The organism is Bacillus sp. PK6-025 (genome assembly GCF_056530265.1).
The window spans coordinates 1,830,090-1,842,997 of the sequence record NZ_CP096509.1; the positions used below are offsets into that span (position 1 = coordinate 1,830,090).

Genomic DNA, 12,908 nt, shown 5'->3' on the forward strand with positions numbered 1-12,908 from the left:
GACGCATCATGGACAATAAAACACGCTTTATGCAATTGTATGAGCAAATTAAAAATCCGCAAAACGGCTATTTTTCGCCTGAAGGCATTCCTTATCATTCAGTTGAAACGCTCATATGCGAAGCGCCTGATTACGGCCATATGACAACATCTGAAGCATACAGTTATTGGCTGTGGCTTGAAGCGATGTACGGCCGATACACACAGGACTGGTCAAAGCTAGAAGCCGCCTGGGACAATATGGAGAAATATATCATCCCGGTCAATGAAGGCGATGGAAACGAAGAACAGCCGACGATGAACTATTATAACCCCTCAAGCCCTGCCACATATGCCGCCGAACACCGCTACCCAGATCTTTATCCTTCGGCTTTGACCGGACAATATCCGGCCGGAAACGATCCGCTTGACAGTGAGCTTAGATCCACATACGGAAGCAATGAAACGTATTTAATGCACTGGCTGCTTGATGTCGATAACTGGTATGGATTCGGGAACCTGTTGAACCCATCACACACCGCCGTTTATGTGAACACTTACCAGCGCGGTGAACAGGAGTCTGTTTGGGAAACGGTTCCGCACCCCTCTCAAGATAATCAGACGTTTGGAAAACCGAATGAAGGGTTTATGAGTCTGTTTACAAAAGAAAATCAGGCTCCTGCCCCGCAGTGGCGCTACACTAATGCGACCGACGCCGATGCGCGCGCTGTTCAGGCGATGTACTGGGCAAGGCAATGGGGCTACAGCAATACTAAGTATTTAGAAAAAGCTAAAAAAATGGGGGACTTTCTCCGTTACGGCATGTATGACAAATACTTTCAAGAGATTGGAAGCGCTGCTGACGGCTCGCCTTCCCGCGGAACTGGAAAAAATGCCTGTCATTATTTAATGGCATGGTACACTGCTTGGGGAGGCGGATTGGGACAGTATGCCAACTGGGCGTGGCGGATCGGTGCGAGTCATGTGCACCAAGGTTATCAAAACCCTGTCGCTTCTTATGCACTGTCAACAGCTGAAGGCGGATTGGTTCCAAATTCATCCACGGCGCGCAGCGATTGGGAACAGGCGCTGAAAAGGCAGCTTGAACTTTACACATGGCTGCTTTCTTCAGAAGGAGCTGTTGCAGGCGGCGCCACGAATAGCTGGAACGGCAGCTACAGCGCATATCCGCAGAATGTCAGCACATTTTACGGAATGGCATACACAGAAGCGCCTGTATATCACGATCCGCCTTCTAACAATTGGTTCGGGATGCAAGTCTGGCCGCTGGAAAGGGTGGCGGAACTGTATTACATTTTCGCAGAGAAAGGTGACAAATCGTCTGAAAACTTCCAAATGGCAAAGCATGTGATTGAAAAATGGATCGCGTATTCGCTTGATTATGTGTTTGTGGGCGAACGGCCTGTTACGGATGAAGAAGGCTATTATTTAAATGAAGCGGGAGAACGCGTCCTTGGCGGCCAAAACCCGCAGATCGCCGTACAATCCGATCCAGGCGAGTTTTGGATTCCGGCAAACCTTGAATGGAGCGGCCAGCCTGATCCGTGGAAGGGATTTGATTCATTTACCGGAAATCCGGGACTGCATGTCACGACGAAGAATCCTTCTCAAGATGTCGGTGTTCTCGGCAGCTATATTAAAACGCTTGTCTTCTTTGCAGCCGGAACAAAAGCCGAAACCGGCGGCTTTACCACTCTTGGAAACAAGGCCAAAAACGTGGCAAAAGAACTGCTTGATGCAGCATGGAATAAAAATGACGGAATCGGTATCGCAGCAGAGGAAGAACATGAAGATTATATCCGCTACTTTACGAAGGAAGTCTATTTTCCGAATGGCTGGAGCGGCAAAAACGGGCAGGGCAACACCATTCCTGGTTCCAACACTGTGCCGTCTGATCCGGCAAAGGGCGGTAACGGCGTCTATATCAGTCATGCCGACCTCCGTCCGAAAATTAAAAACGATCCGATGTGGCCTTATTTGGAAAATAAATATCAGACCTCGTGGAATCCGAATACAGGCAAATGGGAAAACGGTCTGCCGACTTTTGTGTATCACCGCTTCTGGTCTCAGGTCGATATGGCGACAGCTTACGCTGAGTATGACCGTTTAATCGGAAATGCATAACAATCTGTAAGAGAATGTCAGATTGATATGCGCTTGAACGTTTGGGAAAAGGCGGCGTTCAGCCGCCTTTTTTAAATTGAGGGATTTTAGCCAGTGTTTTGCACGATCATCTAATAAAAAAGGAGTTCAAAAGTTTGAGAGAAAAATGGTTAGCCTTGTGTTTAAAGTCGATCATTCTGTTCGTTTTGATCATGGGAACCGTTCTTTTATCCGCAGTTCCGAAAGCTTCGGGAACAAGCGGGCCAGCAAAGCAAGAAAAGCAGAGCATCATCACCCCGGCAGACCTTTTGGAAAACATGAGTCCCGGATGGAACCTTGGCAACACGCTGGATGCTGTTCCGACAGAAGGCTCTTGGAACAATCCGCCGGTTCGCGAGCATACTTTTGATGATATTCGCGACGCGGGGTTTAAAAGCGTCCGGATTCCGGTGACATGGGACTCCCACATCGGCAGCGCTCCCGGGTATCTGATCGACACCGCTTGGATGAACCGGGTGGAAGAAGTGGCGGATTGGGCGTTGGAAAGAGAATTTTATGTCGTGTTAAATATTCACCACGATTCTTGGCTATGGATCAGCCGCATGGGAAACAGCCAGCAGGAGACATTAGATAAGCTGGGGAAAGTCTGGAAGCAAATTGCCGAGCGTTTTAAAAACAAAAGTGAACGCCTCCTGTTTGAAATCGTCAATGAACCGACTGGAATGAACGCATATCAAATGAATCTGCTTAACCGCGAGATGCTGAACATCATCCGTTCGACCGGCGGAAACAACAGCCAGCGGCTCGTGATCGTCGGGGGGCTTGAAGATAACAAAGATGAATTGCTTCATTCATTTGAACCGCCTGATGATGACCGGATTGTCCTCACATATCACTACTATTCTCCGTGGGATTACGTATCAAACTGGTGGGGCCGGACGACTTGGGGATCGGCAGCCGAAATCTCCGAGATGGAGGAGGATATCAAACCGGTTTATGAAAAATTTGTAAGGGAAGGATACCCGGTTATCATCGGCGAATACGGTACCCTCGGCGCCAATGAAAATCATTCAAAGCGGCTCTATCATGATACGTTTGTCCGCCTTGCCCACAAATATCAAATGGTCCCGATGTGGTGGGACAACGGGAATGACCAGTTTGACCGGACTGAGAGACAGTGGCGCGATCCTGTTGTTAAAGAGATTGTCATTCAGGCGGGACGCGGCGTTCCCAATGCGATCATCAAACCGGCAGATCTTTTTATAAAAAAAGGTCAAAACCTCAGCGATCAGACGGTGGACATTCAGCTGACCGGCAATGTGCTGACCGGCATTTATCAGAAATCCGAACCATTAAAGGAAGGCAGTGATTATACAGTTGATAATGCCGGAAAAACGGTCTCTATTAAGGAATCCTGCTTGGCAAAGCTGCTGAACGGGTCCGGGCAGCCTGGGGTAAAAGCGCAGCTCACTTTTACGTTTCATAAAGGAGCCAGCCAGGTTATGGATATCATTCTTTATGATGACCCGAAGCTTGAAAAAAGCGAATTCACCGTCAGTCAATCGGCAATCAGCGGTGATCTCAAAATCCCGGCTTCACTGAACGGAACGAAGCTGGCTACGGTTAAAGGAGTCGTCGATTCTACAGGAAGGCCGGTTCTTGAAGAAGTATGGTCATGGACGCCCTACTTGAACTATGACGAGGATTTTTACGAAAAAGACGGGGATTTGTATTTGAGAGAGCGGGTTTTAAAGTATTTGAAAAGCGATTCCACCTTTACATTTGAACTGTGGCCGAAAGGCGTCGAGACGGTCGTGAAGATGAAAGTCACGCCTTGAACGGCCTGCTAATCTCTGAATGGCGCCGTCCATGGATCTTCTTTATGAAAGCAGGGAAAAATAATGATGACGAAAAAGTTTTTTTTGACACTGCTGATACCGTTTTTGCTTGCGCTTTCCGCCATTCAGTTTGGCAATCCCCGGCCGGCACTAGCCGCGTCTCCTTTTGTTGAGACATCCGGAACATCGTTCATTTTAAATGGAAAAGACTTTTATTTTGCCGGGACGAATAACTATTATTTCCATTATAAATCTAAAAAAATGGTCGATGATGTGTTCGAAGATATGAAAGCGATGAATTTGAAAGTGATCCGCATCTGGGGATTTCTTGACGGCCAGCCGCAGGAAAATACCGTCATGCAGCCAAGGCCGGGCATATATGATGAATCAGGTTTTTCAAAGCTTGACTATGCCATTTATAAAGCGGGACAGACAGGGATAAAACTAGTCATCCCTTTTGTGAACAACTGGGATGATTTCGGCGGGATGAATCAATATGTCAGGTGGTTTCAGGCGGATGGACATGACGCCTTTTATACTCATCCGGACATTAAAGAGGCGTATAAAAATTATGTATCCTATATGCTGAACCGAGTCAACACATATAATGGCGTCAAATATAAAGATGATCCCGCGATTATGGCGTGGGAGCTTGCCAATGAACCGAGGGTCCAGTCTGACAGAACCGGAAATACACTTGTCGAATGGGCGGATGAGATGAGCGAATTTATTAAATCTATTGATCAGAACCATCTTGTAGCGGTTGGAGATGAAGGATTTTATCATATAGAAGGGCACCCTGATTGGCATTACAGCGGCGGAGAAGGTGTGGATTGGAAAAGGCTGACTGCTCTTAAGCATATTGATTACGGCACATATCACCTCTATCCGGATCATTGGGGCAAAACGGCCGAATGGGGAAATCAGTGGATCACAGACCATATTTGCGATGGAAAAGAAATCGGCAAGCCGGTCGTTTTAGAAGAGTACGGCTATCAGGATAAGTCCAGAAGGGACGACGTCTACAGAACATGGCTTGAACTCATAGAAAAGCAGGGCGGAGCGGGCAGCCAATTTTGGATTTTGACCGGTATTCAGGATGACGGGACCCTTTATCCGGATTATGACGGTTTTCGGATCGTTTATCCGAGCTCTGCCGCTTCTGTCATTTCAGAACATGCGAAGCGGATGAATGAAAAATCATCCGCTTCCGAAATGCGTCAGACTAAACGCTGTCATGATTTGCAATAAAAATATGGTTATGGTATAGTTTTATTGGAAATGCTAACGATAGCCGAGGCGAAGAGTGGGGAAACCCGCTCTTTTGTATTGAACAGGCAATTTTGTCTCGACATGTTCATCGTTTTTTCTAAAATCCCCTGCTTTTGAAGCAGGGTTTTTACGAGGGAGCTGATGAATGGGAGCCTGCACAAGGAGGAAAAGTATGAGTAACAAAGTGATCGATACCGTCAGCGAAATGGTCCAGCCTATACTAGACAATCTTCAGCTTGAACTCGTTGACATCGAATTTGTCAAGGAAGGTCCGAGCTGGTTTCTTCGCGTGTTTATTGATTCAGATGACGGCGTGGACATCGAGGAATGTGCCAAGGTTAGCGAAGCTCTTAGTGAAAAGCTCGACGAGGCTGATCCGATCAAGCAAAACTATTTTCTTGAAGTATCGTCACCTGGAGCTGAGAGGCCTTTAAAGAAAGAAGCCGATTTCATGAAAGCGCTCGGAAAAAACGTATATATTAAAACGTACGAACCTATTGAAGGCAATAAAGAGTTTGAAGGCGAGCTTTCCGCATTTGACGGTGAAAACGTGGAAGTCGCGGTGATGATCAAAACGCGCCGGAAAACGATCAATATTCCATATGATAAAGTAGCCAAAGCAAGGCTGGCTGTTTCGTTCAATTAATTTTTGACTGTTTAAGGGGGAAACCATAAACATGAGTAGTGAGTTGTTAGATGCCCTGACTGTTCTTGAAAAAGAAAAGGGAATCAGTAAGGACATTATTATTGAAGCAATTGAAGCTGCGCTCATTTCCGCTTATAAGCGGAACTTCAACCAGGCGCAGAACGTCAGGGTAGATTTAAATCGCGACACCGGTTCAATCCGCGTTTTCGCCCGCAAAGATGTCGTGGATGAAGTATATGATCCGCGCCTTGAAATCTCGATTGAAGATGCCGTAAACATCAATCCGAACTACATTGTCGGAGATGTCGTGGAAATCGAAGTGACGCCGAAGGATTTCGGCCGCATCGCTGCCCAGACGGCAAAGCAGGTCGTGACTCAGCGCGTCCGCGAAGCGGAGCGCGGCGTCATCTATTCTGAATTCATCGATCGCGAAGAAGATATCATGACAGGCATCGTTCAGCGGATCGACAATAAGTTCATCTATGTCTCTTTAGGAAAAATCGAGGCCCTTCTGCCGGTTTCAGAACAGATGCCGAATGAAGTCTACAAGCCCCATGACCGGATCAAAGTGTTCATTACAAAAGTCGAAAAAACGACGAAGGGTCCGCAGATTTACGTTTCAAGAACTCATCCAGGTTTATTAAAACGTCTCTTTGAAATCGAAGTCCCGGAAATTTACGATGGAACGGTCGAGCTCAAATCCGTGGCGAGAGAAGCGGGAGACCGCTCGAAGATTTCCGTGCGCACGGATAATCCCGACATCGATCCCGTCGGCGCCTGCGTCGGACCGAAGGGTCAGCGCGTTCAGGCGATCGTCAATGAATTGAAAGGCGAGAAAATTGATATTGTTCATTGGTCAAACGATCCGGTTGAATTCGTCGCCAATGCGCTGAGCCCTTCAAAAGTGCTCGACGTCATCGTCAATGAAGAGGATAAGGCGACAACGGTTGTCGTTCCTGACTACCAGCTGTCGCTCGCCATCGGAAAAAGAGGTCAAAACGCCCGCCTGGCAGCCAAGCTGACAAGCTGGAAGATCGATATTAAAAGCGAAACAGATGCAAGAGAGCTTGGAATTTATCCAAGGGAGCTTGAAGAAGAGGAGCCGGAAGAGCTTTTCTTTGAAAGCGAAACTCCAGAATCGGATGAATAAGAGGTGACCTTTGGTGAAAAGCCGAAAGAAGATCCCGCTTAGAAAATGCGTCGTAACAGGGGAAATGAAGCCTAAAAAGGAGCTCATCCGCGTCGTCCGTTCGAAAGAAGGGGAAGTTTCCGTAGACCCGACCGGCAAGAAAAACGGCCGGGGAGCCTACCTTACTCTTGATAAAGACGTCATTTTAACTGCAAAAAAGAAAAACAGCTTAGCAAATCAGCTTCAAGCACAGATTGATGATCAGATTTTTGATGAACTGCTGGAACTGGCGGAAAAGGAGAATTAGATAAATGTCGGAATCAGAATGGTTTTCCTTGCTGGGTCTGGCGAATCGAGCTCGAAAGGTCGTGTCCGGAGAAGACCTGGTTGTGAAAGAAATCAGGCATTCGCGCGCAAAGCTTGTTTTGCTTGCAGACGACGCATCGGCTAACACGGAGAAAAAAGTAACCGACAAATGCAGGCACTACGATGTACCGGTGAAAAAAGTCGGAGATCGTATGCTTTTGGGCCGTTCAATCGGCAAAGAATCCCGTGTGGTTGTTGCTGTCACTGATCAAGGTTTTGCGAATACGTTGCTCCGAAAGCTCGATTAATTTTTTTGGGGGTGAACGAATGGCTAAAATGAGAGTTTATGAATATGCAAAAGCCATAAATGTTTCAAGTAAGGATATTATCGCGGCATTGAAAGATATGAATATCGAAGTCAATAACCATATGGCGATGATCGAAGAAAATGCGATCAAACAGCTCGATCAAAAATTCAAGAAGAGCGCTAAACCTGCGGGAAATAAAAAGGATGCCGGTACAGGCGGACAAAAGCCGCAGCAAGAAGCCGCAAAACAGAATGCCGGAAGTAAGCCAAACAAAAATCGAGACGGAAAGAAGAATAACGTGCAGAATACTCAATTTAACAATAAAAACAAAAAGAAAAACAACAACAACAATAACAAAAAGAACAAGCGCGGTAAAAATCATCAATCTCCGCAGGAGAAGCAGTTCAAGCCGAAAAAAGAACTGCCTGAAAAAATCGAATTTACCAACTCAATGTCGGTCGGGCAGCTTGCCGAAGAGCTCGGAAAAGAACCGTCAGAAATCATTAAAAAATTAATGCTTCTCGGCACTATGGCAACGATCAACCAAGATCTTGACAAAGATACCGTTGAGCTGATCGCTTCAGAATACGGCGTCGACGTCGAAGAAGTGATCGTCCTTGAAGAAACCGAGCTCGAAAAATACGAAGAGCCGGATCAAGAAGAAGACCTTGAAATCCGTCCTCCTGTCGTAACAATAATGGGCCACGTCGACCACGGAAAAACAACGCTTCTTGACAGCATCAGAAAAACGAAGGTCGTCGAAGGCGAAGCCGGAGGCATCACACAGCATATTGGCGCTTATCAGATCGAGGAAAACGGCAAAAAGATCACCTTCCTTGACACTCCGGGCCACGCCGCATTCACAACGATGCGCGCACGCGGTGCGGAAGTTACGGATATTACGATTCTCGTCGTAGCTGCAGATGACGGGGTCATGCCGCAGACGGTCGAAGCGATCAACCATGCGAAAGCGGCTGAAGTGCCGATCATCGTCGCTGTCAACAAAATCGACAAACCGACGGCAAACCCTGACCGGGTGATGCAGGAGCTGACAGAGCACGGTCTTGTTCCTGAAGCATGGGGAGGCGAGACGATTTTCGTTCCTCTTTCAGCACTGTCAGGAGAGGGAATCGATGAGCTGATCGAAATGATCCTGCTCGTCAGCGAGGTCGAGGAGCTCAAAGCGAATCCGAACCGCAGAGCAAAAGGAACGGTCATCGAAGCCGAGCTTGATAAAGGAAAAGGTTCTGTCGCAACACTGCTCGTTCAAAACGGAACGCTTCACGTCGGAGATCCGATTGTCGTCGGGAACACATTTGGACGCGTTCGCGCGATGGTCAATGATGTCGGCAGACGCGTTAAATCGGCGGGGCCGTCAACACCTGTTGAAATCACCGGATTGAACGAAGTTCCGAATGCAGGGGATCAGTTCCTTGTGTTCAAAGACGAAAAAACAGCCCGTTCAGTCGGCGAAGCCCGCGCTACCAAGCAGCTTGAAGAACAGCGCAGCGATAAAGCGAAGCTCAGCCTTGATGACTTGTTTGAACAGATTAAACAAGGCGATGTCAAAGACATTAATCTCGTTGTCAAAGCTGATGTTCAAGGCTCTGCTGAAGCTCTCGTTGCAGCACTGCAAAAAATAGAAGTCGAAGGCGTCAGAGTCAAAATCATCCACACAGGCGTAGGTGCGATTACCGAATCAGACATTATTTTAGCTTCTGCTTCAAATGCAATCGTGATCGGGTTTAATGTCAGACCTGACGGAAATGCTAAGAGTACCGCCGAAGCCGAAAATGTGGATATCCGCCTTCACCGCATCATTTATAAAGTCATCGATGAGATCGAAGCAGCCATGAAAGGCATGCTTGATCCTGAGTATGAAGAAAAAGTGATCGGCATGGTTGAAGTCCGTCAAACATTCAAAGTCTCTAAAATCGGAACGATTGCCGGAGGCTATGTAACGGAAGGTACGATCACACGTGACAGCGGAATCCGCTTGATCCGCGACGGCGTCGTCATCTATGAAGGGGAAGTCGATGTGCTGAAACGCTTTAAAGATGATGTGAAAGAAGTTTCACAAGGATATGAATGTGGTATCACCATTAAGAAATACAACGACATTCGCGAAGGCGATATGATCGAAGCGTATGTCATGCAAGAAATTGAAAGAAAGTGATCGGTTTCGTTGAATGCGAATGCATCATTTACGATGCATCATCACTCAAGGAAAAACGAGCGGTGCTGAAGCGGGTGATCACAAGAATCCGCGCAAAGTTCAACGTTTCTGTTTCAGAAATTGACTACCAGGACACTTGGCAGCGCACAAGCTTTGGTATCGCCGCCGTTTCTTCCTCTCGCGTGCAAACGGAAAAAGAGCTGCAACGGGTTCTAAGCTTTATCGACTCTTTTCCGGAAATTGAACGGACGATCACGAGAACAGAGTGGTTTTAACGTAGAGGTGGTATGGTCATGACGATGAGAGCTACCCGTGTGGGTGAGCAGATGAAAAAAGAACTTGGTGACATTATCGGCAGAAAGCTGAAAGATCCGCGGATCGGATTTTTAACAGTCACTGATGTCAGGGTCTCAGGTGATTTGCAAATTGCCAAAGTGTATATTTCCGTTTTAGGCGATGAAAAGAAACGGGAAGAAACGCTCAAAGGCCTGGCAAAAGCAAAGGGCTTTATTCGTTCCGAACTTGGAAACCGAATCAGGCTTCGCAAAACACCTGAAATCCATTTTGAGTTCGATGAATCGATCGATTACGGAAACCGTATCGAAACATTGATTCACGAGCTGAACGCAAACAAAGAAGAATCATAAGCTGAAAAAGGATAGGCGGGCGACTGCCTGTCCTTTTTAGCTCCAAATGAGAAAGGGGCGAAGAAACACGAATGTATAACGGAGTCCTTCTGTTACATAAACCGGTCGGCATGACTTCGCACGACTGCGTCATGAAGATCCGCAAACTGTTGAAAACAAAAAAGGTCGGCCATACCGGCACATTGGATCCCGAGGTGTCGGGCGTTCTCCCGATCTGCATCGGGAGAGCAACCAAAGTCGTCGAGTATTTGACGGAAAAGTCCAAAACATATGATGCAGAGGTCACGCTTGGCTGTTCCACGGAGACAGAAGACCAGACGGGGCAAGTCACGGAAAAGAAGCCCGTTTTAGCGCCGCCTGATGAACAGGCCGTGCAGAGCGTCCTGAGATCTCTTGAAGGAACGATTGAGCAAGTCCCGCCGATGTATTCCGCTGTCAAGGTAGGCGGCAAAAAGCTGTATGAATACGCGCGGGCCGGTATCGAGGTTGAACGGCCGAAGCGGGCCATCACCATCCATCATATCGAACTGACATCCGAGATTCGCCATGAGCAGGATAAAGCCCGCTTTCGGTTTGTTGTGACATGTTCAAAAGGCACATATGTCAGGACCTTGGCGGTAACAATCGGGGAGAAGCTCGGATATCCCGCGCATATGTCCAACCTGGTCAGGACCGCATCAGGCCCTTTTACCCTTGATGAATGCTTGACCTTTGAAGACGTCGAAGGCTTGATTGCTGGTGGAACATTGTCCGAAAAGCTCGTCCCCATCGAACGTGCGCTTGATCATTTGCCGAAATGGATAATTAGTGATACATTAGCTAAGAAAGTGGAAAATGGAGCGGTGCTTGAAACGCCCGGCAGCTTTTCTCATTTGACGAGCGAAGACCGCATTGCGGTCTTTACGGAAGCAGGCCGGTGCACAGCCGTCTATTATCCGCATCCGACCAAAACCGGCCTGTTGAAGCCGGCAAAAGTACTCGTGCAAAAAAGCGAACAATAGAAAAGGTGACCGTTCTTGAAGACGATACATATTTCCCACCCACACGACTTGAAGCGTGAGGATTTTCCGACATCAGTTATGGCATTAGGCTATTTTGACGGTGTTCACCTGGGACATCAGCAAGTGATTCTTACAGCAAAAAACACCGCGGCAAGAGAAGGGGTCAAAACGGCGGTGATGACCTTTCATCCCCACCCTTCTGCCGTGCTCAAAAAAGGCCGGGAGCCAAAAGATTTAATCACGCCATTGCAGGACAAAATCAGCATCATTGAAGATTTAGGGGTCGATTTTTTATACGTTGTCACATTTACCCCTGAATTCGCTTCTCTATCGCCTGAAGAATTTATCGATCAATATATACTCGGCTTTCACGTTACTCATGTTGTAGCCGGATTTGACTTTACCTTCGGGAAATTCGGCAAAGGCACAATGGAAAACTTCCAGGAGTATGCGAAAGGCCGTGTCAAAAGCACGTCTGTCGCAAAATACTCCAATCAGGACCAAAAGGTGAGCTCCACGAGAATCCGCACCGTCCTGGGAGCCGGAGACGTCGAGTACGCCGCTGAACTGCTCGGCAGGCCGTACCATGTGAAAGGCTTTGTGATCCACGGCGATAAAAGGGGCCGAACGATCGGATTTCCGACCGCCAATATCGGCCTTAAAGACACATACATCGTCCCGCCGACAGGTGTGTATGCCGTTAAAGCCGAAATCGGCGGCGCTGTCTACAACGGCGTCTGCAATGTCGGATACAAGCCGACGTTTTACGAAAAACGGCCGGGGCAGCCTTCAATCGAAGTCAACTTATTCGATTTTGATCGTGACATATACGGGTCCGAAATTAAGGTTGAATGGTATAAGCGGCTGAGGAGCGAAAAAAAATTCGGCAGCGTTGACGAGCTTGTCGAACAGATTTCTAGAGACAAAGAAGAAGCGATCCGCTTCTTCAGAGAGCGGAAGCCGGCCGAAATCTAGATGTATGGAAACGGCAATACGCGTCAACAATGGTGATAATAGCTAAACTTCATCATAAATGGTTGCATTAGGCCCGCATTTCTAGTATCATATTGTCTGTAGCTTTAAAACCGTTCACTTGGCAAATCGAATCACCGGCGTTTGCTAGGTAATCGGGGCTAATATTATATGGAGGTGAAACAGGATGGCAATTACTCAAGAGCGTAAAACACAACTCATCAATGAGTTCAAAACCCACGAATCTGACACGGGATCACCGGAAGTTCAGATCGCTATCCTAACAGATCAAATCAACAACTTGAACGAGCATTTACGCACTCACAAGAAAGACCATCACTCACGTCGCGGTCTTCTTAAAATGGTAGGTAAACGTCGTAATCTTCTTACGTATCTTCGTAACAAAGACGTAACTCGTTACCGTGAGTTGATCAACAAACTAGGATTACGTCGATAATCGTAAAAAGCGGGAGGATTCCCGCTTTTTTATCGTATAAGAACGAATATCCGG

13 protein-coding genes are annotated in these 12,908 nt (G+C 47.3%); all 13 read left to right on the top strand.

Annotated features, from left to right (window positions below; translation table 11 throughout):
* The first annotated feature begins 8 nt into the window (after positions 1 to 8).
* Complete coding sequence (locus M1D67_RS09485) at positions 9 to 2,123, top strand: glycoside hydrolase family 48 protein (RefSeq protein WP_231006070.1); 2,115 nt, start codon at positions 9 to 11, stop codon at positions 2,121 to 2,123.
* A gap of 134 nt (positions 2,124 to 2,257) precedes the next feature.
* Entirely contained in the window at positions 2,258 to 3,940 is a 1,683-nt protein-coding gene (locus M1D67_RS09490; protein ID WP_479831787.1) for a cellulase family glycosylhydrolase, read from the top strand.
* A 63-nt stretch (positions 3,941 to 4,003) separates the two neighbouring features.
* Positions 4,004 to 5,191: a glycoside hydrolase 5 family protein gene (locus M1D67_RS09495; RefSeq protein WP_026579726.1), complete on the top strand. Its 1,188-nt coding sequence runs from the start codon at positions 4,004 to 4,006 to the stop codon at positions 5,189 to 5,191.
* Between the two features lie 193 nt (positions 5,192 to 5,384).
* A complete protein-coding gene (gene rimP / locus M1D67_RS09500) occupies positions 5,385 to 5,858 on the top strand; it encodes a ribosome maturation factor RimP (RefSeq protein ID WP_023857195.1) in 474 nt (157 codons plus the stop codon).
* A gap of 31 nt (positions 5,859 to 5,889) precedes the next feature.
* The gene (nusA, locus tag M1D67_RS09505) at positions 5,890 to 7,008 is read left to right on the top strand and encodes a transcription termination factor NusA (RefSeq protein ID WP_020451429.1); all 1,119 of its coding nucleotides are present in this window, start codon (positions 5,890 to 5,892) and stop codon (positions 7,006 to 7,008) included.
* A gap of 13 nt (positions 7,009 to 7,021) precedes the next feature.
* Positions 7,022 to 7,294 (top strand): RNase P modulator RnpM, encoded by a 273-nt coding sequence (gene rnpM, locus M1D67_RS09510; RefSeq protein ID WP_020451430.1) that lies wholly within the window; start codon positions 7,022 to 7,024, stop codon positions 7,292 to 7,294.
* A 4-nt stretch (positions 7,295 to 7,298) separates the two neighbouring features.
* The gene (locus tag M1D67_RS09515; protein WP_020451431.1) at positions 7,299 to 7,601 is read left to right on the top strand and encodes a YlxQ family RNA-binding protein; all 303 of its coding nucleotides are present in this window, start codon (positions 7,299 to 7,301) and stop codon (positions 7,599 to 7,601) included.
* Positions 7,602 to 7,620: 19 nt separating this feature from the next.
* On the top strand, positions 7,621 to 9,777 hold the full coding sequence (infB, locus tag M1D67_RS09520) for a translation initiation factor IF-2 (protein ID WP_020451432.1): 2,157 nt from the start codon (positions 7,621 to 7,623) through the stop codon (positions 9,775 to 9,777).
* Complete coding sequence (locus tag M1D67_RS09525) at positions 9,774 to 10,052, top strand: DUF503 domain-containing protein (RefSeq protein ID WP_020451433.1); 279 nt, start codon at positions 9,774 to 9,776, stop codon at positions 10,050 to 10,052. Before infB ends, M1D67_RS09525 begins: the two co-directional genes overlap by 4 nt.
* An 18-nt stretch (positions 10,053 to 10,070) precedes the next feature.
* A complete protein-coding gene (gene rbfA / locus M1D67_RS09530; protein WP_003181873.1) occupies positions 10,071 to 10,424 on the top strand; it encodes a 30S ribosome-binding factor RbfA in 354 nt (117 codons plus the stop codon).
* Between the two features lie 71 nt (positions 10,425 to 10,495).
* Entirely contained in the window at positions 10,496 to 11,425 is a 930-nt protein-coding gene (truB, locus tag M1D67_RS09535) for a tRNA pseudouridine(55) synthase TruB (RefSeq protein ID WP_020451434.1), read from the top strand.
* Positions 11,426 to 11,440: 15 nt separating this feature from the next.
* Positions 11,441 to 12,400, top strand: coding sequence for a bifunctional riboflavin kinase/FAD synthetase (gene ribF / locus M1D67_RS09540; RefSeq protein ID WP_020451435.1), 960 nt, complete (start codon positions 11,441 to 11,443; stop codon positions 12,398 to 12,400).
* 184 nt (positions 12,401 to 12,584) lie between these two features.
* Entirely contained in the window at positions 12,585 to 12,854 is a 270-nt protein-coding gene (rpsO, locus tag M1D67_RS09545; protein WP_003181879.1) for a 30S ribosomal protein S15, read from the top strand.
* Positions 12,855 to 12,908: the final 54 nt, after the last annotated feature.

Coding starts and splice junctions, on each gene's coding strand:
- truB (WP_020451434.1), top strand. CDS start 10,496: ATGTATAACGGAGTCCTTCTGTTACATAAACCGGTCGGCATGACTTCG.
- infB (WP_020451432.1), top strand. CDS start 7,621: ATGGCTAAAATGAGAGTTTATGAATATGCAAAAGCCATAAATGTTTCA.
- rbfA (WP_003181873.1), top strand. CDS start 10,071: ATGACGATGAGAGCTACCCGTGTGGGTGAGCAGATGAAAAAAGAACTT.
- M1D67_RS09495 (WP_026579726.1), top strand. CDS start 4,004: ATGATGACGAAAAAGTTTTTTTTGACACTGCTGATACCGTTTTTGCTT.
- M1D67_RS09515 (WP_020451431.1), top strand. CDS start 7,299: ATGTCGGAATCAGAATGGTTTTCCTTGCTGGGTCTGGCGAATCGAGCT.
- rpsO (WP_003181879.1), top strand. CDS start 12,585: ATGGCAATTACTCAAGAGCGTAAAACACAACTCATCAATGAGTTCAAA.
- nusA (WP_020451429.1), top strand. CDS start 5,890: ATGAGTAGTGAGTTGTTAGATGCCCTGACTGTTCTTGAAAAAGAAAAG.
- rimP (WP_023857195.1), top strand. CDS start 5,385: ATGAGTAACAAAGTGATCGATACCGTCAGCGAAATGGTCCAGCCTATA.
- M1D67_RS09485 (WP_231006070.1), top strand. CDS start 9: ATGGACAATAAAACACGCTTTATGCAATTGTATGAGCAAATTAAAAAT.